Source organism: Sphingomonas sabuli, from assembly GCF_014352855.1.
GTDB lineage: Bacteria > Pseudomonadota > Alphaproteobacteria > Sphingomonadales > Sphingomonadaceae > Sphingomicrobium > Sphingomicrobium sabuli.
This window is the reverse complement of the sequence record NZ_CP060697.1, coordinates 2,345,824-2,371,981: the sequence shown is the minus strand read 5'-3', so window position 1 is coordinate 2,371,981 and position 26,158 is coordinate 2,345,824. Positions and strand designations below refer to the sequence as shown.

Here is a 26,158-nt window from a genome sequence, read left to right as displayed (position 1 = left end):
CTAGAGGTCGGGCATGTCCGAAATTCCCTTCATGACCATTGGCCTGCTGCTGCTGGTCGCCAGTCTCATCGCCATCGGCACCCGCCGCATCGGCCTGCCCTACAGCGTCGGGCTGGTCGCTGCGGGCCTTGCCATCGCGATGATTCCCGACACGCCCGAACTGCCGCTGTCGCGCGAATTGATCTTCAACGTCTTCCTGCCGCCGCTCGTGTTCGAGGCGGCCCTGCAACTCAACTGGAAGAAATTCCGGCGCGAGCTTCCGGTGACGCTGCTGCTGTCCTTTGGCGGCGTGGCCATAGCTACCGCGGTTGTCGCAGCGGGAATGCATTACCTTGCCGGGTGGAGCTGGATCGGCGCGGCGCTGTTCGGAACGCTGATCGCCGCCACCGACCCGGTCGCGGTCATCGCCGCGTTCAAGGAAATGCACGCCGAAAAGCGCCTTGCCATCGTCGTCGAATCCGAAAGCCTTCTCAACGACGGCGTTGTCGCGGTCGCGTTTGCGGTGCTGGCCGGAATCGCCGCCGGGGCCCCTGCCGAAGCAGCGACGATCGTTCCGGAATTCGCCTGGACGCTGATCGGCGGCGTCCTGATCGGCGGCGCGGTGGCCGGTGCAATCCTGCTGATCGCCGGGCGCACGCGCGATCATCTGGTCGAAATCACGCTAACCGCCATCACCGCCTATAGCTCGTTCCTGATCGCCGAGCATTTCCACGCGTCGGGCGTACTCGCCTCGCTGACCGCCGGTTTGGTCGTCGGCAACATCGGCTGGATGGGCGCGATTTCGGACGAAGGCCGGCCGCACGTGCTCGCCAGCTGGGAATTCTTCGCCTTCCTTGCCAACAGCTTCGTCTTCATCCTCATCGGCATGCACGAAGCGACCCAGCCGATCGGGCTGGTCAGCCTGCAGGTCGCGTCGCTGGCCATCGGCCTGGTGCTGATCGGGCGGCTGCTGGCGATCTATCCGCTGGCGGCGGTGTTCGCACCGACCAGGCTCAAGCTATCTCTCCCCTACCAGCACGTCTTGTTCTGGGGCGGGCTCAAGGGCGCGCTGGCACTGGCGCTGGCGCTGGCGCTTCCGGCCAACGTGCCGGAGCGGATGGAGATCGTCGTCACCGCCTTTATCGTCGTCGCCTTTTCGATCTTCATCCAGGGACTGACGATGCCGGGCCTGATCCGGCGGCTGCACCTGACCCGCGGGTCGGCGGACCCGGCCGAAGCCGCGTCCACCGAGACCTACGAGCCTTAGAAGGCGGCCTTCGCCTGCCCGCCCAGCATCTGCTGCCGAACCAGCGGAATCGGCGGGCCGCCGTAGCTGAGGAACTGGTCGTGGAACGGTTTCCACGCCGCCCTGCCGCCGCGCGTCGCGGTCCAGTCGTCCCGCAACTTGCGGATCATGAGCTTGCCCAGCGTGTAGTTGAGATAGGCCGGGTCGTAGGTGCCGCGGGCCGCCTGCTGCCGCGCGTTGCCTTCATCCTGGAAGCATTGCTCGCGGAACAGCTGGTAGCTTTGCTCCTGCGTCATCGTGCCGGAATGCATGCCGATGGCCGACAGATAGCGGCAGTCGCGCAGCAGCGCGTTGGAGATCTGCCCGATCAGCGTTTCGTCGCTGCCGCCGCCGACCCCGGCAACGCGCATCATTTCCTCGGTGTAATGCGCCCAGCCTTCGGCGAACGCATAGCCAACGAAGACGCGCCCGAAGATGTGCGGCGAGCGGTTGGCGTGGAGGAAGTTGAGGAAGTGCCCCGGCCAAACCTCGTGGATCGAGGTGAACAGCAGGTCCGCCTCTCCGGGCACGAAGCCGTCGCGGACTTCCTTGGTCCAGCTGGGGTCCGGCGGCGCGATATAATAGACCGACGGCAGGCCGTTTTCATACGGTCCGGGGATGTTGATGTAGGCGAAGTTCTGCCGGCGATAGGGCGGCGCTTCCTCGACCTTGGCTTCCTCTGTGCCGGGAATGGACACGAGGTCCTTTTCGATCAGGAATTGCTTCAGCCCCGCCAGCTGCGCCCGGGCTCCGGCGACGGCGCCGCCTTCGGGCTTGTTGGAGCCCATCTTGTCCATGCAATGCTGGATCGACTGGCCCGGGTCATAGCGGCCGCAAGCCTCGCGCAGCAGCGCTTGGTTCGACGCCAGATCGGCGCGGCCGATGGCTTCGAGTTCGCTGAGCGGGAGATCGACCATTTCGGTATCGCGCAGCATCTGGCTGAACCGACCAGCGCCAAGTGCGAAGTTGGTGCCGGCATTGGGCCGTTGCGCTTCGATCCATTGGGCGGTCTGCTTCATCGCGGCCGACGCGGCCTCCGACGCAGCCTTGAGCGCCGCTTGGTCGGCCGCGGTGCCGACGCCTGCAAACGCCTTCATCCCGTCGCCGACATAATATTCCGCGTAACCGCCGAACGCGCTTTTTCCGTAATCCACGAATGAAATCGGCAGCGGCGTGCGCAGGTTCGCCTGCATCTGCTGCAGCGCGGTGGGCACGTTGCGCAGATATTCGACATAGGCCTTCATCCGCACGTCGGCCGCGGCATAGGGCACGCTGACGTAGACCGACGGGCCGAGGTTATTGGCATAATAAGCCGGATTGGTGTGCGGCTGGTCGGCGACTTCCTCCCAGAACAGGTTGCCGCGCGCGTTGGCGATCAGATAATCGCGCTCGAACCGCTGGGTCTCGCTCAGGCTAGCGGGGTCGAACGCCTGCGCCCGGGCAATTGCCTGTTTCAGCCGCTCGCGCTCGGCCATCAGCCCGGCCTCGCTCCAGTCCGGCAGCTTGCCGTCATATTCGTGCTTGCCCGACGACACCGCGAACGGCGGGTTCGCGCGGAAGGAACTGTCGATGTAGCTTTGTAGGAAGCCGGCCCAGCCATTGTCGGCCGGAGCGACAGCGGGCGGAGCTTCGGCCACCGGGACCACCGGCACCGCCGCCACGGGCGGCGGAACCGTGCTGCAGCCGCTTACGATCGCGGCCGCTGCCGCGCAGACCAGAAACCTGCCTGTGTTCATGGTATTTCTCTCCCTCTCTCGCTCCCTTGTCGCCCGATCGGGCCGCCGCGTCCACCCGCGCCGAAGCTTCGTCGTGCTGGCGGTGCGGCTGGCCTTAAGCGGGTATCGGCGTCGGCAACGCGGGCATCCGCCGATGCGTTCGCCGGGGACAGAAGGAGAAATTCATAATGCCCTACGCCAAAGCCAAAGACGGATGCTCGCTGTTCTACAAAGATTGGGGCAAGGGCGACCCCGTCGTCCTCATGCACGGCTGGCCGCTGACCGCCGACACGTTCGATTCCGCCGCGATCGCGCTGGTCGAGGCCGGAAAGCGCATCATCGCGCCTGATCGCCGCGGGTTCGGCCGGTCGGAACAGAGCTGGGACGGCCACGATTATGACACTTACGCCGAGGACGTTGCCGCGATCCTCGACGATGCCGGCATCCAGGGGCCGGTAGCGCTCGTCGGCTTTTCCATGGGCGGCGGCGAAGTCGCGCGTTTCATCACCAAGTTCGGCAAGGACCGCGTGTCCAAGGCCGTCCTGATCAGCTCGGTCGTGCCCTACATGCTCAAGACCGACGACAATCCCAACGGCGTTCCGCAATCGACGTTCGACGAGATGACGAAGAGCATGAAGCAGGATCGCGCCGCCTTCATGCAGGATTTCGCCAAGGATTTCTTCGGCGTCGGCATGGTGTCCCACCCGGTCAGCGACGCGGTCCTCGACGACTTCTGGCGTCAGGCGATGATGGCGGGCCTGCGCCCGACGCTGGCCGCCGCCAAGGCGTTCGCAACCACCGACTTCCGGCCGGACTTGCCGAATTTCGAGGGCATTCCGACCTTGATCATCCATGGCACCGAGGACGCGACCGTTCCGATCGATACCAGCGCGCGCGAGGTTGCCCGCAAGGTGCCGCACGCCGAACTGAAGGAATATGACGGCAGCGCCCACGGCCTGTTCGCCATCGAAAAGGAACGGTTGGCCACCGACCTGGTCGACTTCCTTGGCGCCGGCGTGCCGGGCGTCGGCGCGGATCAGCCGCAACTGGCCGCCGAACCCGCCTGATTGCGGGCATAGCCAAGGCCGATTAGGGGCGGGGCGTGATCCCCGCCCCGCTTCGTTTACCCGGCTTCCGGGCGTTCTGGCTGGCCCGGCTGCTGACCACCATCGCGCAAATGGCGATGGTGATCGTCATCGGCTGGCAGGTCTACGACATCGCCCGGGAATCGATGCCGATTCACGACGCGGCGTTCCAGCTTGGACTGATCGGCCTGGTCCAGTTCATCCCGCTATTCATCCTGACGCCGGTCAGCGGGTGGGTCGCCGACCGGCTCGACCGCCGCCACATTGCCCGCGCCGTCATCCTGCTGGAAATGCTCTGCGCGCTGTCCCTGTTCTGGGCGACATGGAGCGGGCACGTCAGCCTGCCGATCCTCTTTTCCATCGCTGCTTTGCTCGGTGTCGCGCGGGCGTTCGCCGGCCCGGCACTGGGCGCGCTTGCCCCGAACCTGGTCCCGCGCGACCTGCTGCCGCGCGCGATCGCGCTCAGCTCGACCGCATGGCAGGCGGGCGCGATAGCCGGTCCCGCGATCGGCGGCTTCCTCTACGACGTCACCCCGCATTTGCCCTACGCGTTCAGCGCCGCCTTGTTCGGCGTGTCCGCGGTCTGCCTGTTCCTCGTCGGCCCGGTGCCGCGATCCACCATCGCGCCGGGCAAGCCGATCCAGCGCATGGTCGAAGGGTTGCGCTACGTTCGCCGCAACCGGCTGGTGCTCGGAGCAATCACGCTCGACCTGTTCGCGGTGTTGCTGGGCGGGGCGACGGCGATGCTGCCGCTCTATGCCCGCGACATCCTCCACGTCGGCGTCGAGGGGCTGGGGCCATTGCGCGCCGCCCCCGCGCTGGGCGCGACCGTCACCGCCATCGTCTTCTCGATCTATCCGCTCAGGACCAACGTCGGGGTGAAGATGCTCGCCGCGGTCGTCATCTTCGGCGCTGCGACGGCAATCTTCGGCATCTCCACTTATTATCCGCTGTCGCTGGCGATGCTGGCGATCCTCGGCGCGGCCGACATGTTCTCCGTCTACATTCGCCAGTCCCTGATCCAGCTGCACACCCCCGACGCGATGCGCGGGCGGGTCAGCGCGGCGTCGACGCTGGCCATCTCCGCCTCCAATGAACTGGGCGAAACGCGCAGCGGCTTTGCCGCCGCCTTCCTGGGACCGGTGGTGGCCACGACTGGAGGCGGGGTCGCCGCCGTGCTGGTCACGTTGACCTGGGCCGCGATCTTCCCCGAACTGCGCCGTGCGCGGACGTTCGAGTCGCCGGAGGAGCCGCCACCCGACGGATCGGTCATTCCCGGCGGCGTGTGACCTGTTCAAGCCGGTGGCGCTTCCCATATAGGCGAGCGGCAACGAACCGCCGCGCAGGAGACCCACGGCCATGAAGGCAGCCAATATCCTCGAGACCATCGGCAACACGCCGCACATTCGCATCAACCGCCTGTTCGGCGACAAGGCCGACGTGTGGGTCAAATCGGAACGGTCCAATCCCGGCGCGTCGATCAAGGACCGTATTGCGCTGGCCATGGTCGAGGACGCGGAACGGTCGGGCAAGCTGAAGCCCGGCGGGATGATCGTCGAGCCGACGTCGGGCAATACCGGCATCGGCCTGGCCATGGTCGCCGCGGTCAAGGGCTATCCGCTGACCCTCGTCATGCCCGAAAGCATGAGCCTTGAGCGGCGGCGGCTGATGCTGGCGTATGGCGCGAAGTTCGACCTGACGCCCAAGGAAAAGGGCATGAAGGGCGCAATCGCCCGCGCCGAGGAAATCCTCGCCGAGAACGACGGCGCCTGGATGCCGCAGCAATTCACCAATCCGGCTAACGTCGACGTCCACGAACGTACGACGGCGCAGGAAATCCTACAGGACTTTGGCGACGAGCCGTTCGACGCGCTGATCACCGGCGTCGGAACCGGCGGTCATATCAGCGGCGTCGCGCACGTCCTCAAGAAAGCATGGCCCGGCCTCAAGGTCTTCGCGGTCGAGCCCGAACTGTCGCCGGTTATAAGCGGCGGTGACCCGGGTCCGCACCCGATCCAGGGCATCGGCGCCGGCTTCATCCCGGCCAATCTCGACAAGGACGCGCTCGACGGCGTCATCCAAGTCAGCGCAGACGAAGCCAAGAAGATGGCGCTCCGGGCGGCTCGGGAAGAAGGCATGCTGGTCGGCATTTCGTCCGGCGCCACGCTGGCGGCGATCGGCAAGAAGCTGGCGGAGCTGGGCGACAGCGCCCGGGTCCTCGGCTTCAACTACGACACCGGCGAGCGGTACCTTTCGGTGCCGGAGTTCCTGCCCACGGAAGCCTGATGGTTAATGCGCGCTAACCGTCCTTGTTGAGCGCGCTTTCATCCACGGTGGATTAAAACCTGCGCATGTGCGGGGGACCTCCCGCGAGGGAACCCCATGGCGCGTGCGCGTTTTGCCAAAGCCGTAATCCAGCCGCCCCGCACGCCGGAGCGGGCGTCGGTGCGCGACGCCTTGTGGTTCGACATCCAGACCGCCGAAACGCCTGACGACTGCTCGCTGGCCGAATCACGCGTATCGCTGTTCGACCATACGGCGATGTTGCTGGCGGTCGCGCACGCGTTGCTCGGACTCGTCTGCCTGATCCGCCATCCGGCGCTGCTGGGCGAAGACCTGCTGGGCAATCCGCTGGTCCCGCTGATCATCCTCGCAGCTGCCGACACGATCGCGATCCTGCTGCTCCGCCGCCGCTTCGAGCTGGAGCTGGCGCCGCACACCGTGTCCCGCGCGATGTGCATCTACCTCGCCATTGTCGGCGTCGTTTGGGCCCTGTTCTGCCTGGCGGTGATCCTCCACGTCGGTCTCGACGATCCGGTGATCCCTATGGCGGCGTGCGCGGGGATCGCGATGACGGCGATCGTCGCCGTCGTTTCTCCGCCAGTGGCAGTGGTCAACGCCTTCGTCGCGACCGCCGCATCGGCCTTCTTTTCGCCCTCGCCGATCGTGCCGGTGGGCATCGCCATCCTGTCGTTTTCGCTGGTCGCCTACAGCGTTGCGACCACACAGACGAACATCGCGACCACCCGCCGCAGGCTCAACCTCGACGCCGAAGCGCGCAAGGCGCTGACCTTCATCGACGAGTTCGAGAACAGCGGCCGCGGCTGGTTCTGGGAAACCAACCCGGAAGGCACCCTGTCCTACGTGTCGCAGCAGCTCGCGGACGATTTCCAGTGTCATGCGGCGCAATTGCTCGGCCGCCAATTCACCGCTTTGCTGTCGGTCGAAACCGAAGGCAGCGCCGGCATCGAAGAGCGCAAGACGCTGGGCTTTCACCTGTCGGCGCGCTTCCCCTTTTCCGACGTCATCGTCCGCGCCGCCAGCGACCGCGATATTCACTGGTCGCTGTCGGGCAACCCGGTGTTCGACGAGCGCGGCCGGTTCCTCGGCTTTCGCGGCATCGGCACCGACCTGACCGAACAACGGCGCAGCGAGCAGGAGATCACCCGCCTCGCCCGCTTCGACTCGCTCACCAGCCTGCCCAACCGGGCGATGATGCGGCAGACGCTGGAAGAAGCGCTGCGCAACGCCGCCCACCGGCGCAAGGGCTGCAGCCTGTTCCTGATCGACCTCGACCGGTTCAAGAACGTCAACGACACGCTTGGCCATCCGGTCGGCGACGCGTTGCTGCGGCAGGTCGCCGAACGGTTGAAATCGGTGATGGGCGATCATGGGCAGGTCGGCCGTCTGGGCGGCGACGAGTTCAAGGCGGTGCTGCCCGGAACGGTCGATATCGGCTTGCTGGAATCTCTGTCGCGAACGCTGATCGAACAGGTCTCGCGGCCCTACAAGATCGAAGGCCACCGCGTGCTGATCGGCGCATCGGTGGGCATCGCCATCGGCGACCCCGGCCGCGCCTGCGCCGACAGCCTCATTCGCAACGCCGATCTCGCGCTGTACGCGGCCAAAGCGGCCGGGCGCGGCAAACATTGCTTCTACGAACCGTCGATGCACAGCGAGGCCGCCGACCGCCAGGCGCTTGAAAACGACCTGCGCCAGGCGATCGACCGCGGCGAGCTGGAAGTAAACTACCAGCCCATCGTTCGCGCCGCGTCCGAAGAGGTGTCCGGCTTCGAATCGCTGGTCCGCTGGAACCACCCCGTCCGCGGCCCGATCTCACCGGCCAAGTTCATCCCGCTGGCCGAGGAATGCGGCCTCATCGGCAGCATCGGCCATTGGGTGATGGAAACCGCATTGAAGGAAGCCGCCCATTGGCCAAGCCATGTGCGCATCGCCATCAACCTGTCGCCGATCCAGTTCAACGACCCGGGCATCGTCGACGCCATCGCCAAGGCGATCGACGACAGCGGCATCAACCCCGGCCAAGTCGAGCTGGAAATCACTGAAGGCGTGTTCCTGGCCGAAGGCGAGAGCGCCGACGAAACGTTCGCCCGCCTCAAGAACCTTGGCGTGCGCCTTGCGCTGGACGACTTCGGCACCGGCTATTCGTCGCTCGGCTATTTGAAGAAGGCGCCGTTCGACAAGATCAAGATCGATCAGAGCTTCGTCCGCGGCGCGGCTTCGCCGACTAACCGCAACAGCGCCATCATTCGCGCCATCGTCACGCTGGCGGAAAGCCTGGAGATGGAAACCTGCGCCGAAGGCGTCGAGACCCACGACGACCTGGCGCTGATCCGCGAGCTCGGTTGCTCCCACGTCCAGGGGTACATCTTCGGCCGCCCGGCAAAACCGGAAGAAGCGCGCGAAGTCGCCAACCGCAGCCGGGTCGAGGCCGACGGCTTCCAGTGCCTGCGCGAACCGCGCCATCGCCTGATGCGCCGCGCGATCGCCATCGTGGACGGCGTCGAGGAGGAGCTTCGCCTGCGCAACATCTCGGTCACCGGCGCGCTGGTTGAATGCAACCGGCCGGTGGCGCCGGGCACCCACCTGAAAATCGACATCGTCGGTGTCGGTCCGGTCATCGGCACGGTCAAATGGGCCGGCGCGAACAAGTTCGGGTTGCAGTTCGACGGCGAATTTGAACTCGGCCGGCTGGCGCCGAAGAAGGCCAAGGGCAACGATGTCACCATGCTGATGCCGCACTTCATCGATCGTCGCGATACCCAGCGCGCCGCCGAAGGATAATTGCAGGTCGATCTATTTACAGGCTTGTGAATAGTATTTGATTGCCTATTCTCAAGCACATGGCCGCTTTTCAATTCCCGATCGACATTCGCGAAAGCGACATCGACCACATGGGCCATGTGAACAACAACGTGTACCTGAAATGGGTGCAGGACGCGGTCGTCCGCTACTGGGAAACGCGCGCTCCGGCGGACGCCGTGGCCCGTCACCTGTGGGTCGCGCTCAAGCATGAGATTACCTACCGCAAGCCTACGTTCCTCGACGATATCGTCGTTGCCGACGTGGTGGCGGAGAAGGTCAAGGGCGCCCGCGCCTATTTCACTACGGTGGTGATGCGCGGCGAGGATGTGCTGGCCGAGATCAAGAGCTGCTGGTGCTGCCTCGACGCGACGAGCCACCGCCCCGCGCGCCTGGCGCGGAGCGTGGTCGATCGTTTCCTCACGCGCTAGGCGCTTTTCCTAAAAGACCTCTTCGGGCAGCGCCATGACGGTTTCGGCGCCGGCTTCGATCTTGCGCCGCAGCGACGGCGATTCGACCAGTTCGCGCTGCGCATAGAAGCGCGCGGTCGCCAGCTTGGCTTCGTGGAACTGCTTGTCCGAAGCGCCCGCATCGAGGGCCTTGGACGACACGCCCGCCATCTTCATCCACATCCAGCCGAGCGTCACCAGGCCCATCAATTCCATGTACGGATACGCGCCCGCACCCGCATTGTTCGGGTCCTGCATGCCGTTCTGCGCCAGCCACATGGTCGCCGCCTGCAAGTCCTTGAGCGCGGGTTCCAGCGCCGCAGCCACGCCGGCCGGATCGCCGGCCGCCTTGGCCTCGCCGATCTCCCGCCCGACGAGCTCCAGGTAGGTGCGGATTGCGCGGCCGCCGTCCTTGGGCAGCTTGCGGCCGACCAGGTCCATCGCCTGCACGCCATTGGCGCCTTCGTAGATCATTGCGATGCGGGCATCGCGGACGAACTGTTCCATGCCCCATTCGCGAATGTAGCCGTGCCCGCCGAACACCTGCTGCGCCAGGATCGTCGCTTGGAAGCCCTTGTCGGTCAGATAGCCCTTGATCACCGGGGTCAGCACGCCGAGCAGGTCTTCCGCCTGCTCCCGCTCCGCCGCGTCCTGCGACTTGCGCGACAGGTCGACCTGCAGCGAACCCCACAGGACCAGGGCGCGGGCGCCCTCGTTCCAGGCGCGGATCTGCATCAGCATGCGGCGGACGTCGGGGTGGACGAACAGCGGATCGGCCTTGGCGCCTTCGTCGCGGTCCTCCGGCTTGAGTGCCTTGCCCTGCTTGCGGTCGCGCGCATAAGCGACGGCGTTCTGATAGGCGACTTCGCCCTGCGCAACGCCCTGCAGCCCGACGCCGAGGCGCGCGCCGTTGACCATGATGAACATCGCCGCGAGGCCCTTTTCGGGCTCCCCGACCAGCCAGCCCTTAGCGCCGTCGTAATTGAGCACGCAGGTCGCGTTGCCGTGAATGCCCATCTTCTTCTCGATGGAGCCGCAGCTGACACCGTTGCGCTCGCCCGGGTTGCCGTTTTCATCGACGATGAACTTGGGCACCACGAACAGCGAAATCCCCTTGACGTTGTCGGGCGCGCCGCTGCGCTTGGCGAGGACCATGTGGACGATATTATCGCTCATGTCGTGTTCGCCGGCGGAGATGAAAATCTTGGTGCCGGTGATCGAATAGCTGCCGTCGTCGTTGGGCTCGGCCTTGGTCTTCAACAGGCCGAGATCGGTGCCGCAATGCGGTTCGGTCAGGTTCATCGTCCCGGTCCATTCGCCGGTCACCAGCTTGGGCAGGTAGGTTTGCTTCTGCTCATCGCTGCCCTTGATGTAGAGCGCGGCGACCGCGCCCGAGGTCAGGCCCTGGTACATTTCGAAGCTGTGGTTGGCCGACAGCAGATATTCGCTGAGCGCGGTGCCGATCACGTTGGGCAGGCCCTGCCCGCCGAATTCTTCCGGCGCCGTCAGCGTCGGCCAGCCGGCCTCGCGGAACTTGTCGAACGCCGCCTTGAAGCCCGGCGGGGTGGTGACGCTGCCGTCGTCGTTGCGCTTGCACCCTTCCTCGTCACCGACCGCGTTCAGCGGTTGCAGGACTTCGGCCGCGAACTTGCCGCCTTCCGCAAGGATCGCTTCGACCATGTCCGGAGTCGCGTTGGCGAAACCCGGCAAGTTCGAATGATTCTGGATCTGGAGCACGTCGTCGAGGACGTAGAGCGTGTCTTTGATAGGGGCGGTATAGGTTGGCATCAGGCGTCCTCTGCGTTGCTGTCGTCGCCAAGCTGGGCGACAAAGTTTTTCAGGTCTTCAATGGTGGCGTCGATATCGGCTTTCTGCCGTTCAAGGGTCACGATCCGCTGCTTGCAGCGTTCGAGCGTGACCAGCCGCTGCGTCCGGCGATGGTCGCCAAGGTCGTACAGGTCGAGCATTTCGCGGATATCGTTGAGGCTGAACCCGACGCGCTTGCCGCGCAGGATCCAGGTCAGCCGGGCGCGGTCGCGATCGGAATAGAGCCGGGCCGTCCCGCGCCGTTCCGGTGCGATCAGCTGCTCGTCCTCGTAGAACCGCAGGGCCCGCGGCGTGACCTCAAAGGCGTCGCACATTTCGCCGATTGACCAGGGGCGCCGGGGGCTGTCCATCGCGCAGCATTAGCTTTACGTTCACGTAAAGGTCAACCGGCTTCGCGCGCCGCCGCAAATCCGTGGAATCGTCGAACCGAGCCTTTTTTGCCGGGCTTGGGGGCGACAAACGCCGAAGCCGCCCTATATACGAGCCCTGCCAGCAAAGAGCCGGGAACGATGCTGACCACGAATCCTTTCGACGACGACAAGCTGCGTGAAGAATGCGGCGTATTTGGCCTGTGGGGCGCGGCCAACGCGGCCAGTTTTGTCGCGCTTGGCCTGCACGCGCTGCAGCACCGCGGGCAGGAAGCCGCAGGCATCACCAGCTTCGACGGCGGGCAATTCCATTCCCATCGCGCGCTTGGCCAAGTCGCCGGCAATTTCGGCGACGACGACGTCATTTCGAAGCTTCCGGGCGGGTCGGCCATCGGCCATGTCCGCTATTCCACCGCAGGCGGCGCGGGCATCCGCAATGCGCAACCGCTGTTCGCCGAGCTTAACGACGGCGGCTTCGCGCTGGCGCAGAACGGCAATCTGTCGAACGCGATGAAGCTTCGCCGCACGCTCAGCCGCCGCGGCTCGATCTTTCAGTCGACCAGCGACACCGAAGTGATCATCCACCTTGTCGCGACATCGCATGAAACCACGTCCGTCGACCGGCTGGTCGATGCGCTGAAGCAGGTCGAGGGCGCCTATTCGCTGCTGGTCCTGACCGAACAGGGCCTGATCGCCTGCCGCGATCCGCTCGGCATCCGGCCGCTGGTCATGGGCAAACTTGGCGAAGCGACCATCTTCGCGTCGGAAACGGTGGCGCTGGACGTCATCGGCGCCAGCTACGTCCGCGATGTCGAGCCGGGCGAAATGCTGGTCGTCAACGCGAGCGGGCTGCGGTCCTTCCGCCCGTTCGAAGCGGCCAACCCCCGCCCCTGCATCTTCGAACACGTGTATTTCTCGCGCCCCGATTCGATCGTCGACGGCACGTCGGTCTACCAGGTGCGCAAGAACATCGGAGCGGAGCTGGCGATCGAATCGCCGGTCGAGGCCGATCTGGTCGTGCCCGTGCCCGACAGCGGCGTGCCGGCGGCGCTGGGGTTCAGCAACCAGTCCAACATCCCGTTCGAACTGGGCATCATCCGGTCGCACTACATCGGGCGGACGTTCATCCAGCCCAACCAGGAAGTGCGCAACCTTGGCGTCAAGCTGAAGCACAATGCCAACCGCTCGCTGATCGACGGCAAGCGGGTGGTGCTGATCGACGATTCGATTGTGCGCGGGACGACCAGCCTGAAGATCGTCCAGATGATGCGCGACGCCGGCGCCCGCGAAGTGCACATGCGCATCGCCTCGCCGCCGACGACGCACAGCTGCTTTTACGGGGTCGACACGCCGGAGCGGGCCAAGCTTCTCGCCGCGCAGATGAGCGTCGAGCAGATGCGCGACTATATCAACGCCGACAGCCTCGCCTTCATTTCGATCGAGGGCCTGTACCGGGCGCTTGGCGACGCCCGCAATTCGAACGACCCGCAGCGTTGCGACGCCTGCTTCACCGGCGACTATCCCACCACGCTGACCGACCAGGGTCAGGGCCCGGCCGGCCGCGGCCTGTCGCTCGTCGCCAGCCGCTAGGCCGCCGCAGTAAGTGAGCGAGGACGCGCCCCTTTCCGGCAAGCTGGCGCTCGTCACCGGCGCCAGCCGCGGCATCGGCGCCGCCACCGCCGAGGCACTGGCCCGGGCCGGTGCGCACGTCATCCTTGTCGCCCGCACCACGGCATCGCTGGAGGAGGTCGAAGACCGCATCCACGCCGCGGGCGGCAACGCGACCATCGCGCCCGTCGACCTGGTCGACGGCGAATCCATCGCCCGGCTGGCGGCCGCGGTCGGCGAACGGTGGGAAGCACTCGACATCCTGGTGCTGAACGCCGCGATGCTTGGGTCGCTGACTCCGGTCGAACATATCGATGCCAAGGAATATGCCCGCATCCTGACGCTGAACGTCATCGCCAATCAGGGGCTGATCGCCTCGTTCGATGCAATGCTGCGCCGCGCCCTGCGGGCCGACGTCGTCGCCATTACCTCGTCCGTCGGGCACGAACCGCGCGCCTTCTGGGGCGGGTACGGATCGTCCAAGGCGGCGCTCGAAAACCTCGTTCTCGCGTACGGCGACGAAACGGAACGGTCGGGCAAGGTTCGCGTCCATGTCGTCGATCCCGGCGCCACGCGCACGCGCATGCGTTCGCTGGCCTTTCCGGGTGAGGAGCCGGAAGACGTCAAGCCGCCTGAAGTCGTGGGCGAGTTCATCGCGGCGCGGCTTGTGGCGGACGTCCCAACCGGCCAGCGGGTGCGCGTCGAGGGCTAGCCTTCCAGCACCCAGCGAATGCGCTGGGTGACGTTGTCGGTGGTCGGGTTGCCGCTGCTGTCGCGGGCGGGCGTAAAGCGGGCCCGGCTGCGCAACACGCGGCAGGTCGCGGTGTCCAGCGACCGCGATCCGCTCGACGAACTGACGGCGCAATCCGAAACCCGGCCGGTGGTGGCGACGGTCAGGCGCACGGTCACCGAACCCTGTTCATTGTCGCGCGCCGCGCCTTCGGGGTAATCGTCGCCGCGGAACAGGTTCTGCAGATCGCCCGAAGCGCTGCGCGGCGGGATTGCCTTCACGACCGGAGCGGGCGGCGGTGCCGGACGGGCCGGAGGCGCGGGCGGCGCCGGCGTAGCGCGGGGCGTGATCACCGGCGGCGGCGCTTCGCGCACCACCTGGACCGGTGACGGCGGCGGCGTCCGCGTGCGCACGATCGGCGGCGGCGACACGATCGGCGGCGGCGGCGTTTCGACCCGGCTTTCGGGCGGCGGCGGCGGCGGTTCTTCCGGCGGCGGCGGCGGCGGTTCGTCGACAACGTCGAACGTCTTCAGGTCGTTCGCCGCCTGCTTGATCACATTATACGCCAGCCCGGTGACGATGACGTAGCCGAGCAGGACGTGAATCAGGGCGACGACGATGATCGCGACCGTGCGGTTGGATCCGATCTGACGTTGTTGGGCGTAGGACACTCGCATTTTCCTCGGTTCGTCCGAACCGGGACGAAGGAGGTCACCGCAATGCCGGAAGAGCGGCCGGAATGGCTCGCTTGTAAACCCAACATATTGGATTTGTTGAAGGTTCCTTGTTGCCGCTATCTTTTACCGGCCGGCGCGGCCTCAACAGGTCTTGAGCGTCGTTTCCCGCGCCAGCCGCGACTGGCCAGGCGGCCCGTAGCGCGCGTCGCCGACGTAAACCCTGGCGTCGCAGCCTGACCGTTCGACCCGCGCCTGCGGCAGGATCGACCATTTAAGGAATTTGTGCAGGCTGGCCGATCCGGCGATCGTCCGGCGTACCAGCGGATCGTCGAGTCCGGTCGGCTCGCAGCCGCCGACGGAGCCGAGGCCGGCGACCGGGCTGTAGCTCGCCCGCCGGTAACAGGCGGCCTCGCGCCAGACCATGTCGCGGCGCCACGGGTAAAAGGGCGGCGGCGAGGCGAAGATCGCATCCACCGGGCGCTGGCCGGCCCAGGCGCGGACGTCCGCACCCGCGCGGGCGCTGATCGCCAGGTTGGCGGCGATATAGACCAGCGTCACGGCAATCGCGGTTCGTGCCGGGGTGCGCCACGCACCGCCCCGCTTTTCCCGCCGCTTCGACCAGAAAATCGCGCCGCCGACGAACAGCCAGATCCATAGGTCGATGATGAACAGCCCGTCGGAATGGTACCAGCCGCTGGAAAAAGGCGACAGCAATTGCACCGAATAGGTCGTCAGCACGTCGAGCATGGGGTGCGTGATCGCGCCGACATAACATAAGGCGAGCAGCCGCCACGGCCGCATTTCCAGCCCGCTTCGAAACACCGTGCCGCGACCGACTTGCCAGCGGTCCAGCAATAGCAACAGCCCGGCCAGGATCGGCGGCATGACCAGTACGCCGCCGACCAGCCCATGGGTAAAGCCGCGATGGATCGACAAGGGTTCCCACGGCACCCAGCCGAAGAAGACGTCGATATCCGGCATGTTCGCGCCAAGGATCAGCGCCGCCAGCCCCTTGCGGCTCTCGGTCTTCAGTCCGGCCTGGCCAAGCACCCAGCCGGCCATTGAGTGCGTGAGATTGTCCAAGCGAACCTTTTAGGCGGGAGTGGCGAACCAGATGACGTGGCGCGGTCCCTTGCCGTTGGCCCGGGCGCGCACGCCTTGTTCTTCCACGCGAAAGCGTGCCGCCGCAAGCCGTTTGGCGAAGGCCGGGTCGGGCGCGGCGGACCAGATGGCGAGGATGCCGCCGCGAGCCAGCGCGCCGCGCGCGCCGACCAGGCCCGCTGCGCTATACAGCCGGTCGTTGTCGGCGCGGACGAGGCCGTCGGGACCATTGTCGACATCCAGCAGGATCGCGTCCCACGGACCTTGAGCGATACTGTCGGCGACATCGCCGATGCGGACCGTGACGCGCGGGTCGTCAAGGCTGGCGCCGGTCAGCGCCGCCATCGGCCCCCGTGCCCAATCGACAATCTCCGGCATCAGTTCGGCGACGGTGATCCGCGCATCCGCGGGCAGGACGCCGAGCGCCGCGCGCAGCGTGAAGCCCATGCCATAGCCGCCGATCAGCCAGCGCTGGGCGGGCCGCCGGCCCAGCCGCTCAGCGGTCATCGTCGCCAGCGCTTCTTCGGAGCCGCCCATTCGGGTCGACATCAATTCTTCGCGGTCGACCAGGATCATGTGGTCATCGCCGCGGCGGTACAGGGTCATCTCGCCGCCGCCCGGGATGTGGGCCGAAGCGACGCGCTGGCGCGGGATCACGGGCGGATCACTCCGCGCGCGGTTCCTTCAGCACCTGCCAGGTCTGGCCCTTGCTGACGAGCTTCTGCAGGTCCGGGGCCTTGCCTTCGGCGGCCTTGGCGTTCTGCTCGATCACCGCGCTTTCAAAGGTCGGGCGCGGATCTTCGTAAATGACGCCGAGGGCGACCGGGAAGCCTTCGGATTGCTGCATCTCGATCAGCATCGCCGCCATGCCGCGGTTCTTCGGGTTATGGGCGATGACCGCGGGATCGTCGCCAGCAACGACCTTCAGCGCCAGCGCCTCGGTGTCCAGCGCCAGGCCCTTGGCGCCGCCGTCGAACAGCAGCTTCTCGCCCGCCTGCAGCCATAGCTGGGCATGCGGTGCGTTCTGCTTTTGCGTGAAGGCGGCAAAGACGTCGTCGTTGTAGACGATGCAATTCTGATAGATTTCGACGAAGCTGGCGCCCTTGTGCGCGTGCGCCGCCTTGAGCACGTCGGGCAGGTTCTTGTGCACGTCGATGCCGCGCGCGATGAACCGGGCGCCCGACCCCAAAGCGAACATGCACGGATTGACCGGCCGGTCGACCGATCCGAACGGGGTCGATGGGCTGCGCGTGCCGATGCGCGAGGTTGGCGAATATTGCCCCTTTGTCAGCCCGTAGATTTCATTGTTGAACAACAGGATCTGCGTGTCCAGGTTGCGGCGGATGACGTGCATCGTGTGATTGCCGCCGATGCTGAGCGCATCGCCGTCGCCGGTGATGATCCACACGTCCAGTTCCGGGTTGGCCAGCTTGACCCCGGTCGCGAACGCCGGCGCGCGGCCGTGGATCGTATGAAAACCGTAGGTCGACATGTAATAGGGAAAGCGGCTGGAACAGCCGATGCCGGAAATGAACACCGTCTTTTCCCGCGCCACGCCAAGGTCCGGCATGGTCCGCTGAACGGCCTTCAACACCGCATAATCGCCGCAGCCCGGGCACCAGCGCACTTCCTGGTCGGACGCCCAGTCCTTGGCGGTGGTCGTCGGGATGGGGGTTGCGTCGTTCATGTGCCTACATCAGCCAGAAAATAAGGACCACGACCACGATCAGCATCGCGATCATCGGGATTGGGTTGATCTGCTTCATCCGACCATCGCCTCTATTTCCGCCTCAATCTCTGCGATCCGGAACGGTTGTCCGGCCACCTTGGACAGCGATTGCGCATCGACCAGATACTGATCGCGCAGCAGGGTCTTGAGCTGGCCCATGTTCATTTCCGGGATCAGGATTTTTTCAAAGCCCTTGAGCAGCGGCCCGAGGTTGCGCGGCAGCGGCCAGATGTGGCGGATGTGGATATGGCTGACGTCCATCCCGCGCGACCGGGCGCGGCGCACGGCCTGATGGATGGGACCGAAGGTCGACCCCCAGCCGACCACGGCCAGCTTGCCGCTGTCCTCGCCCAGGCACACCTCCTGATCCGGAATCGTGTGCGACACTTCCAGCACCTTGGTGTGGCGCGCGTCGGTCATGTCCTGGTGCGCTTCGGGACTATAGTCGATGTCGCCGGTGCTCGGCGCCTTCTCGATCCCGCCGATGCGGTGTTCGAGACCCGGCGTGCCCGGACGGATCCACGGCCGTGCGCCGTCGCATTCGCGGTCGTAAGGCATCACGCGCTGGCCTTCGGGCGGCGCTTCGTCGTGGAATTTGACCGGGAAAGGCTCGTACGTGGTCATGTCCGGCACGCGCCACGGTTCCGCGGCATTGGCGATATAGCCGTCGGTCAGCAGCATAACCGGCGTCATGAAGTGAGTCGCGATGCGGCACGCCTCGATCGCGCAATCGAATGCGTCCGCGGGAGACCGCGCCGCAATAACCGGCAACGGCGCGTCGGCATTGCGGCCGTACACAGCCTGGTAAAGGTCGGATTGTTCGGTCTTGGTCGGCAGCCCGGTCGACGGGCCGCCGCGCTGCGAATTGACCACCACCAGCGGCAGTTCGGTCATGATCGCCAGTCCCAGCGCCTCGGTCTTCAGCGCGATGCCCGGCCCGGACGAGGACGTGATGCCCAGCGACCCGGCGTAACTCGCGCCGATCGCCGCGCAAATGGCCGCAATCTCGTCCTCCGCCTGGAACGTGGTGATCCCATATTCCTTGAGCCGCGCGAGGTGGTGCAGCAACGGGCTCGCCGGCGTGATCGGATAGGAGCCGAAGAACATCTTCACGCCCGCCAGCTGGCATCCGGCGACCAGTCCGAGCGACAGCGATTCCGCGCCGGTGACGGTGCGGTAAAGACCCGGTTCGACCGGCGCAGCGGCGATATGTTGCGGCGAGACAGAGGGCGCCCCGATCTCGACCGTTTCGCCATAGGCATGGCCGGCATTGAGCGCGGCGATATTGGCTTCCGCCAGTTCCGGCGCCTTGGCGAACTTCGTGTTGAGCCAATCGACGATTGGCTGGCGATCGCGGTCGAACATCCACAGCGCCAGGCCCAGCGTCCACATGTTCTTGCAGCGCAGCGCTTCCTTGTTGCCCAGCCCGAACGGCTTCACCGCGTCGAGCGTCAGCTGCGAGATGTTGAAGCTGAGCACCTGCCACCTAGCCAGGCTGTCGTCGTCCAGCGGGTTGCTGTCGTAACCGGCCTTGCTGAGATTGCGGGCGTTGAATTCGCCCTCGTCGGCGATGATCAACCCGCCTTCGCGAAGCTGGCTGGCATTCACCTTCAGCGCCGCCGGGTTCATCGCGATCAGCACGTCGGGCTGGTCGCCGGCAGTTTCGATCGCGGTCGACCCGAAATTGATCTGGAAGGCGGAAACGCCGAAGGTCGTGCCCTGCGGCGCGCGGATTTCCGCCGGAAAATCGGGGAATGTGGCAAGGTCGTTGCCGGCCAGCGCGGTGGACAGGGTGAACTGCCCGCCGGTCAACTGCATGCCATCGCCGCTGTCCCCGGCAAAGCGGACGACGACCGCTTCCCTGGGCGGATGGGCGTTGGACTCGGCTTCGGTGACGCGGTGCGAGGCAGTGGCCATGAGTCGCCACTTAGGACGCCGGCGCGCCTTTCGCCACCCGAATGCGCAGGATCGCGATGCGGCCTAGGCCGGTCGCCGCCATCCCGCTACCATGACATCGACATCATCGGGGGGACGGCATGATCCAGGCTTCGCGGCGCGATTTCTTCATCCTTGGCGGCATGGGGGTAGCGGCGGTGAGCATGCCGGCCCTAGCCCAGTCGGGGGAGCCGGCGATCGACGCCATCGTCCGCAAGCATCTGGATGCTTTCGCGATCCCGGGCGCATCGGTTGCCATCATCCGCCCCGGCCAACCGGTCTTCACCCGCGGCTATGGCGTACGCGAAATGGGCAAGCCCGCGCTGGTCGACAGCGACACGCAGTTCGCCATCGCGTCCAATTCCAAAAGCTTTACCGGCGCGCTGCTGGCGATGCTGGTCGAAGACAAGAAGATCGGCTGGGACGAACCGGTCGTCACATATCTGCCCGAATTCAAGATGAGCGATCCCGAGGTCACCCGGATGGTCACGGTGCGCGACCTGCTCGTCCATCGCAGCGGGCTGGCGCTTGGTGCGGGCGACCTGATGCAATTCCCGACGTCGGACCGGACCGCGGCGGAAGTCCTCAACGGGCTTCAGTATCTGCCGCTCGCGCGCGGTTTCCGCTCCGGCTACGCCTACGACAACATCCTCTACATCGTTGCCGGCTTGTTGATCGAACGGGTCAGCGGCCAGTCGTGGGGGACCAACGTCCGCGACCGCATTTTCCGGCCGCTCGGCATGCGGTCGCTGCCCTTCATCGATCCCGCCAACCAGCCCAACGTCGCGGGCCGGCATGCCCGGCTTGGCCCGCCGGTGCGCGGTATCGGCCCGCAGCGAGTCATCGCGCCGGACGAAGGGCAATTGGTCGCCCCGGCCGGCGGCATCCAGGCCAGCGCGCGGGACATTGCCCGCTGGCTGGAGGTGCAGCTTGGCAAGGGCCAGGTTTCGGGCGGCCCGCGTCTGTGGAGCGAGGCGCAAGCCAAGGAAATGTGGACGCCGCAGGTTATCACGTCGTCCGGTCCCGGTCCGTCCGCGGACGAGCCGACGCGGTCGGTGATGAGTGGCTACGCCCTCGGCTGGTTCGTCCAGCAATATCGCAGCCGGCGCCTGATCGCCCATTCCGGCGGGCTTAGCGGGCAGGTCACCCACACCGCCTTTTTCCCCGAAGACGGCATCGCCGTCGCCGCGTTTACCAACGCCGAAGACGGCTATGGCGCGGCCGCGTTGCGCAATGCCTTGCTCGACCATCTGGTCGGCGCGCCGCCGTTCGACTGGGTCGCGTGGGGCAAGAAAAAGGTCGCGGAAGGCGAAAACGAAGTCCGTGCGGCGCTGGCGGGCGGCGGCATGGTCGCCAAGCCCGGCGGCCCAACCCTGCCGCTCGACGCTTATGCCGGGCGCTATCGTGACCGCTGGTACGGCGATGTCGTCGTCGCCCGCCGGGCCGATGGCCTGCACATCGATTTCACCCGTTCGCCGCCGTTCAAGAGCCGGCTCGAACCCTTCGGTCCCGACACCTTCCGCACGCACTTCCCCGAAGGCGCGGGCGAGGACGCGCTGGTCACCTTCGTCGTCGAGGGCGGCAAGACCGACCGCATCACGATGAAGGCGCTCTCCCCGCTTGCCGACTTCAGCTACGACTTCCACGACCTCGCGTTCGAGCGCGTGAAGTAAGCGCCCTTGCGGCGGATCGCTGCAGGCCTAAACCGGCGCGATGACGACCGACGACCATCAGTACCGCCGCGGCGCGGGAATCATGCTGCTCAATCGCGACGGTAAGGTGTTTGTCGCGGCGCGCATCGATAATACGGACGAAGCGTGGCAGATGCCGCAGGGCGGGCTCGACGACGGGGAAGATCCGTGGGCCGGCGTCCTACGCGAACTGGAAGAGGAAACCAGCATCCCGCCATCGCTGGTCGAGCGGGTCAGCGAGTGCCCGGAGCAGCTACGCTACGACCTGCCGCCCGAATGGCGGCATAAGGTGTGGGGCGGCAAATGGAAGGGCCAGATCCAGGACTGGTTCCTTGGCCGTTTCACCGGGAGCGACGGCGACATCGATCTCGCCACCGAGCATCCTGAATTTCGCGACTGGAAGTGGATCGAGCCGAAAACGCTACCGGACCTGATCGTCCCGTTCAAACGCGACCTGTATCGCCGCTTGCTCGACGAGTTCGCGCCCTACCTCAAAGGTTGAGGTTGAAGGTGTAGGACACGCCCAGCCCGGCCGAGAATTGGTCGGGCGACCCATATTGGCGAACGATCGGTGAGTCCTTGGCATCGCCGACCAGCCGGTCGTAGCGGCCGTAGCCGAACAGGCCCAACGGGCCGCCCAGCGAATAGGTAAAGCCGGTGGTCGCGCCGATTGCGTGAAGACCGCCGCCCGCGTCATAAGCCGGCAGGCCCGACAGCACCGCGACGGCCGGAGTCACGCCGTAATAAGCGTTCATGAAATCGTCGTCGCCGAAGCGCACGCGCGGGCCCGCGGTCAGCGTCCAATTGTCGCCGTCGCGCGCAATATAATCGGCGCCGACATTGCCGATCAGCCCGTCATGGCCGCCAAGGCCATTGCGCACTTCTGCGCGGACGCGGAAATTCTCACCGATCATCTGCTGCGCGAAGGCGCCCACCTCGATCGTCCGCTTGACGTCGCCAACAGGCGCGCCGACGTCGCCGTCGTAGCGCGCGGATTCCAGCGCCGCCACCGGGCCAGCGGAAAAGCCGCTGGAGCTGAAAAGCGGGATGGCAAAGCTGTCGTCGGGGGCACCGACGCTGAACAGCGAGTCACCCTTCGCCACCGACACTTCGGGATACGGATTCACTTCCAGCGAATCCGCGCCGGGAAAGTCAGGCTCGACCTGCGCGCCAAGCCCAACGCGAACGCGATAGGGCGTTGCTGCATCGGCCGATACGGCCGGGACGATGAGCGCTGCCAGCGCCAGGCAGGGGAGCAAATGTTTCATAGGCGGCACAACATCAAAAATGCGACTTTGTTGCAAGCTTCGAAACGCGGCGCAGCCTGTGGCCTTCCGTCTTCGGCGCGGCTAGGAACCCGCCATGCCGACCCTTTCCGACGTGGAACAGGACGCCGTGAACCGCGCGCAGGCCGAGCCGATGCTCGACCAGGTGCGCGCGTGGAGCGCGATCAACAGCGGGTCCCGCAACCTGCCCGGGCTGGAGCGGGTCGCAGGCGCGCTTGCCGACGCATTTTCCGTGCTTCCGGGAGAGCTGACGCTGGAGGATGCGACCGACGTCGAGCAGGTCAGTGAGAACGGTGCGACCTTTACGCTGGACCACGGCCGCAACCTGCACCTTGCGGTTCGTCCCGACGCCCCGGTGCAACTGCTCTTCACCGGCCACATGGACACCGTGTTCGGCGCCGACCACGCGTTTCAGGACCTGCAATGGCTTGAGGACGGGGTGCTTAACGGCCCCGGAGTCGCGGACATGAAAGGCGGGCTGGCGGTCATGCTGGCCGCACTCAAGGCGGTCGAGGCGGTGCCGGGTGCCGACCGGATCGGTTATGAAGTCGTCGTTAACAGCGACGAGGAAGTCGGCTCGCCGGGATCGGCGGCGCTGCTGGCCCGGGCGTCCCGCGGCAAGCGCGCCGCGCTGACCTATGAGCCGTCGGCCTTGCCCGACGGCACGCTGGCCGGCGCACGTCCCGGAAGCGGCAATTTTTCGATCGTCGTGAACGGTCGGTCCGCGCACGCTGGGCGCAACCCCGAAGACGGACGCAATGCGCTGCTGGCGGCCGCCGACCTTGCGCTCCGCTTCGACCAACTTCGCCGCGACGGACTGAGCGTCAATCCGGCGCGGATCGACGGCGGCAGCCCGAACAATGTTGTTCCCGACAAGGCGGTGTTGCGCGTGAACCTGCGTCCCCGCACGCCGGAGCTTCAGGCCGACGCTGAAGAAGCGATCGCGGCCATTGTCGCCGCCGTCGCTGCGGAGCGCGACGTGACCATTCACGCGCACGGCGGGTTCGGCCGGCCGCCCAAACCAATGACCGACGACATGCTGAAACTGTTCGAGCTGGTGAAGCAGGCGGGCGCCGACCTTGGCCAGCCGATCGGCTGGAAAGCCACCGGCGGCGTGTGCGACGGCAATAATATCGCCGCTTGCGGCGTGCCCGTGATCGACACGATGGGCGTGCGCGGCGGTAAGATCCACAGCATGGAGGAATTTCTGATCAGCGAAAGCCTTGGCGAGCGTGCGGCGCTGTCCGCGCTGACCATCCTGCGCATTGCCGAAGGCCGCCTGTGACCTTCCGCGTCAGACCGGCGCGGCCGGACGATTATCCCGCCATCTACAAGATGGCCAAGCTGACCGGCGGCGGCTTCACCAACCTGCCGCCCGACAAGCCGACCCTGGTCGCCAAGCTGGAACGGTCGGCCCAATCCTTTGCGCGCAAAACAGACGAACAACGCGGCGATCTTTACGTGTTCGTGCTCGAGGATCCGAAGACCGGCGCGATCCGCGGCACCTGCCAAGTCTTCGGGCAGGTCGGCGTCGTGCAGCCGTTCTACAGCTATAACGTTACCACGCTGACGCAGGTCAGTCCGGAACTGGATAAGACCTTTCGCAACCAGTTGCTGTCGTTGACCACCGACCTTGAAGGGTCGTCGGAGGTGGGCGGCCTGTTCCTCCATCCGGAAAGTCGTGCCGGCGGGCTTGGCGCCCTGCTGTCGCGCAGCCGCTATCTGTTTATCAAGCTCCACCGCCAGCGGTTCGGCGAGCGTACGCTGGCCGAATTGCGCGGAGTCATGGACGAGGCCGGCAATGCACCCTTCTGGGACGCGCTGGCGGGTCGCTTCTTCGACATGACCTTCCCCGAGGCCGACGAGTTCAATGCCGTTCACGGCACCCGCTTCATCGCCGATCTGATGCCACGAACGCCGATCTATGTGTCCTTGCTGCCCGACAGTGCCCGGGCCGTGATGGGCCAACCGCATCCCAGCGGCCGGGCGGCCCTGAAGATGCTGGAGAACGAAGGCTTCGTGTTCGATCGCTACGTCGACATTTTCGACGGCGGGCCGACCGTCGTCGCGCAAACCGACGCCATCAAGACGGTGCAGGATGCCAAGCCGCTCAAGATCGCGGCGGTCGGTGACACCGGCAGCGAGCGCGTGCTGCTTGCTGCGGGCCAGTTGATGGACTTTCGCGCCTGCTGCGCCAGCGTCGCCTTCGACGGCGAGGACAAGGTGATCATCGACCGCGAAGCGGCCGACCTGCTGGAAGTCGGCGAGGGGGACGAGATCCTCAGCGTGGCGCGCTGATGCCGCTGCGCGAGATCAATTTCGACGGCATCGTCGGCCCCAGCCACAATTATGCCGGGCTCAGCCTTGGCAACCTCGCGTCGACGCGCAACGCGCGGCAGGTCTCGCAGCCGCGCGCCGCGGCGCTGGAAGGCGTTGAGAAGATGCGCGCCAACCTGCAGCTCGGGCTGGCGCAGGGCATCTTCCTGCCCCACCCGCGGCCGGACCGGGACTGGCTGGCACGGCTTGGCACGACCATCGAGCAGGCCGACGACGCGCTTGCCGCCAACGCCATGTCGGCTTCCGCCATGTGGGCCGCCAATGCGGCGACCGTATCGCCAGCGCCCGACACCGGCGACGGCACCTGCCACCTGACCGTCGCCAACCTGCGCACCATGCCGCACCGCAGTCACGAATGGCAGGCGACGCTGGCACAATTGCAGGTCGCCTTTGCCGACCGCGCCGCCTTCACCGTCCACGGTCCGGTGCCGGGCGTGTTCGGCGACGAAGGCGCGGCCAACCACATGCGGCTGTGCGCCAGCCATGGCGAGTCCGGTGTCGAGGTGTTCGTCTACGGCCGCACCGGCGGCGCCTTTCCGGCGCGCCAGCATATCGAGGCATGCAAGGCCATCGCTCGCTTTCATCAGCTCGATCCCGAGCGCACCATCTTCGCCGAACAGTCGCCGCAGGCGATCGAGGCCGGCGCCTTTCACAATGACGTCGTCGCCGTTGCCAACGAACGCGTCCTGTTCGCGCACGAACAGGCGTTCGCCGACCGGGATGCGGTGGTCGCAGGGTGCGAGCGTCTGGTGCCGGGGTTCGAACTGGTCGAAGTGAGCGCCGCCGATGTGCCGATCGCGGACGCCGTCACATCTTATCTGTTCAACGCGCAACTGGTCAGCCCGCCGGACGGCGAAATGACGCTGATCGTTCCCAGCGAAGCGCGGGAAACGCCCAGCGTCTGGGCCTGGCTGCAACGGCACCTGTCCGGCAACGGCCCGATCCGGAAGGTAGAAGTCGTCGATGTTCGCCAGTCGATGGCCAACGGCGGTGGGCCAGCCTGCCTGCGGCTGCGCGTTCTCGCCGATCCGGCAACGGTCGATCCGCGGTTCATGGTCGACGCTGCCAAGCTCGACCGGATCGCCGCGGTGATCGAGGCGCACTGGCCGCAGACGATCGGCAATGACGGCTTGCGCGATCCGGCACTCGTCGAAACCATCGAACGGGCCCGGCTGGCGCTTCTGAACGAGCTCGACCTCGCCCAACTCGCCTGAATCCCGAAACGGGACAAAAGCGCTAAAAGTTACCGCCGA

Annotated in this window: 22 protein-coding genes; 13 read left to right on the top strand and 9 right to left on the bottom strand. The window is 66.1% G+C overall.

Features of this window, described 5'->3' with window-relative positions; translation table 11 throughout:
• Positions 1-13 precede the first annotated feature (13 nt).
• Positions 14-1,246: a cation:proton antiporter gene (locus H8M03_RS11820; RefSeq protein WP_187479623.1), complete on the top strand. Its 1,233-nt coding sequence runs from the start codon at positions 14-16 to the stop codon at positions 1,244-1,246.
• Here the strand turns inward: H8M03_RS11820 and H8M03_RS11815 are convergent.
• Positions 1,243-3,000 (bottom strand): DUF885 domain-containing protein, encoded by a 1,758-nt coding sequence (locus H8M03_RS11815; protein WP_187479622.1) that lies wholly within the window; start codon positions 2,998-3,000, stop codon positions 1,243-1,245. The two genes, H8M03_RS11820 and H8M03_RS11815, sit on opposite strands and share 4 nt — an antisense overlap.
• A 167-nt stretch (positions 3,001-3,167) precedes the next feature.
• Here H8M03_RS11815 and H8M03_RS11810 point away from each other — a divergent pair, with 167 nt between their 5' ends.
• From H8M03_RS11810 to H8M03_RS11790, 5 genes are all read left to right on the top strand, one after another.
• Complete coding sequence (locus H8M03_RS11810) at positions 3,168-4,046, top strand: alpha/beta fold hydrolase (protein WP_187479621.1); 879 nt, start codon at positions 3,168-3,170, stop codon at positions 4,044-4,046.
• Between the two features lie 35 nt (positions 4,047-4,081).
• Positions 4,082-5,353 carry an MFS transporter gene (locus tag H8M03_RS11805; RefSeq protein WP_187479620.1) on the top strand — a complete coding sequence of 424 codons (1,272 nt, stop codon included), beginning with the start codon at positions 4,082-4,084 and terminating at the stop codon, positions 5,351-5,353.
• A 70-nt stretch (positions 5,354-5,423) separates the two neighbouring features.
• A complete protein-coding gene (cysK, locus tag H8M03_RS11800) occupies positions 5,424-6,350 on the top strand; it encodes a cysteine synthase A (RefSeq protein WP_187479619.1) in 927 nt (308 codons plus the stop codon).
• A gap of 96 nt (positions 6,351-6,446) precedes the next feature.
• Positions 6,447-9,149, top strand: coding sequence for a putative bifunctional diguanylate cyclase/phosphodiesterase (locus tag H8M03_RS11795; RefSeq protein WP_187479618.1), 2,703 nt, complete (start codon positions 6,447-6,449; stop codon positions 9,147-9,149).
• Between the two features lie 59 nt (positions 9,150-9,208).
• Positions 9,209-9,598, top strand: a complete 390-nt coding sequence (locus H8M03_RS11790; protein ID WP_187479617.1) for an acyl-CoA thioesterase — start codon at positions 9,209-9,211, stop codon at positions 9,596-9,598.
• Positions 9,599-9,607: 9 nt separating this feature from the next.
• On the opposite strand, the gene H8M03_RS11785 is transcribed toward H8M03_RS11790, so the two are convergent.
• Positions 9,608-11,404, bottom strand: coding sequence for an acyl-CoA dehydrogenase C-terminal domain-containing protein (locus H8M03_RS11785; protein ID WP_187479616.1), 1,797 nt, complete (start codon positions 11,402-11,404; stop codon positions 9,608-9,610).
• Positions 11,404-11,757 carry a MerR family transcriptional regulator gene (locus H8M03_RS11780; RefSeq protein ID WP_425506851.1) on the bottom strand — a complete coding sequence of 118 codons (354 nt, stop codon included), beginning with the start codon at positions 11,755-11,757 and terminating at the stop codon, positions 11,404-11,406. The genes H8M03_RS11785 and H8M03_RS11780 overlap by 1 nt, the downstream gene beginning before the upstream one ends.
• A 195-nt stretch (positions 11,758-11,952) precedes the next feature.
• Between H8M03_RS11780 and purF the strand changes: the two genes are divergently transcribed.
• Together purF and H8M03_RS11770 are read left to right on the top strand one after the other, a co-directional pair.
• Positions 11,953-13,401, top strand: a complete 1,449-nt coding sequence (gene purF, locus H8M03_RS11775) for an amidophosphoribosyltransferase (RefSeq protein WP_187479614.1) — start codon at positions 11,953-11,955, stop codon at positions 13,399-13,401.
• Between the two features lie 13 nt (positions 13,402-13,414).
• On the top strand, positions 13,415-14,131 hold the full coding sequence (locus tag H8M03_RS11770; RefSeq protein ID WP_187479613.1) for an SDR family NAD(P)-dependent oxidoreductase: 717 nt from the start codon (positions 13,415-13,417) through the stop codon (positions 14,129-14,131).
• Here the strand turns inward: H8M03_RS11770 and H8M03_RS11765 are convergent.
• The 5 genes from H8M03_RS11765 to H8M03_RS11745 all read right to left on the bottom strand — a co-directional run bounded on the left by H8M03_RS11765 (position 14,128) and on the right by H8M03_RS11745 (position 19,573).
• The gene (locus tag H8M03_RS11765) at positions 14,128-14,826 is read right to left on the bottom strand and encodes an energy transducer TonB (protein ID WP_425506850.1); all 699 of its coding nucleotides are present in this window, start codon (positions 14,824-14,826) and stop codon (positions 14,128-14,130) included. The genes H8M03_RS11770 and H8M03_RS11765 overlap by 4 nt on opposite strands.
• 141 nt (positions 14,827-14,967) lie before the next feature.
• Positions 14,968-15,888, bottom strand: coding sequence for a metal-dependent hydrolase (locus tag H8M03_RS11760; RefSeq protein WP_246448891.1), 921 nt, complete (start codon positions 15,886-15,888; stop codon positions 14,968-14,970).
• Between the two features lie 30 nt (positions 15,889-15,918).
• Positions 15,919-16,584 carry a spermidine synthase family protein gene (locus H8M03_RS11755; RefSeq protein ID WP_187479610.1) on the bottom strand — a complete coding sequence of 222 codons (666 nt, stop codon included), beginning with the start codon at positions 16,582-16,584 and terminating at the stop codon, positions 15,919-15,921.
• Between the two features lie 7 nt (positions 16,585-16,591).
• Complete coding sequence (locus H8M03_RS11750) at positions 16,592-17,614, bottom strand: 2-oxoacid:ferredoxin oxidoreductase subunit beta (protein WP_187479609.1); 1,023 nt, start codon at positions 17,612-17,614, stop codon at positions 16,592-16,594.
• 75 nt (positions 17,615-17,689) lie between these two features.
• The gene (locus tag H8M03_RS11745; protein ID WP_187479608.1) at positions 17,690-19,573 is read right to left on the bottom strand and encodes a 2-oxoacid:acceptor oxidoreductase subunit alpha; all 1,884 of its coding nucleotides are present in this window, start codon (positions 19,571-19,573) and stop codon (positions 17,690-17,692) included.
• A 119-nt stretch (positions 19,574-19,692) separates the two neighbouring features.
• On the opposite strand from H8M03_RS11745, the gene H8M03_RS11740 reads away from it, so the two are divergent.
• Complete coding sequence (locus H8M03_RS11740) at positions 19,693-21,264, top strand: serine hydrolase (protein WP_187479607.1); 1,572 nt, start codon at positions 19,693-19,695, stop codon at positions 21,262-21,264.
• Between the two features lie 40 nt (positions 21,265-21,304).
• On the top strand, positions 21,305-21,784 hold the full coding sequence (locus tag H8M03_RS11735) for an RNA pyrophosphohydrolase (RefSeq protein WP_187479606.1): 480 nt from the start codon (positions 21,305-21,307) through the stop codon (positions 21,782-21,784).
• Here the strand turns inward: H8M03_RS11735 and H8M03_RS11730 are convergent.
• On the bottom strand, positions 21,774-22,550 hold the full coding sequence (locus H8M03_RS11730; protein WP_187479605.1) for a MipA/OmpV family protein: 777 nt from the start codon (positions 22,548-22,550) through the stop codon (positions 21,774-21,776). The genes H8M03_RS11735 and H8M03_RS11730 overlap by 11 nt on opposite strands.
• A gap of 94 nt (positions 22,551-22,644) precedes the next feature.
• Between H8M03_RS11730 and H8M03_RS11725 the strand changes: the two genes are divergently transcribed.
• From H8M03_RS11725 to H8M03_RS11715, 3 genes are read left to right on the top strand one after another with little or no spacing between them, the layout of a single operon-like run.
• On the top strand, positions 22,645-23,853 hold the full coding sequence (locus H8M03_RS11725; RefSeq protein WP_187479604.1) for a hydrolase: 1,209 nt from the start codon (positions 22,645-22,647) through the stop codon (positions 23,851-23,853).
• On the top strand, positions 23,850-24,866 hold the full coding sequence (locus H8M03_RS11720) for an arginine N-succinyltransferase (RefSeq protein WP_187479603.1): 1,017 nt from the start codon (positions 23,850-23,852) through the stop codon (positions 24,864-24,866). The genes H8M03_RS11725 and H8M03_RS11720 overlap by 4 nt, the downstream gene beginning before the upstream one ends.
• A complete protein-coding gene (locus H8M03_RS11715; protein ID WP_187479602.1) occupies positions 24,866-26,119 on the top strand; it encodes an N-succinylarginine dihydrolase in 1,254 nt (417 codons plus the stop codon). Before H8M03_RS11720 ends, H8M03_RS11715 begins: the two co-directional genes overlap by 1 nt.
• Positions 26,120-26,158 lie beyond the last annotated feature (39 nt).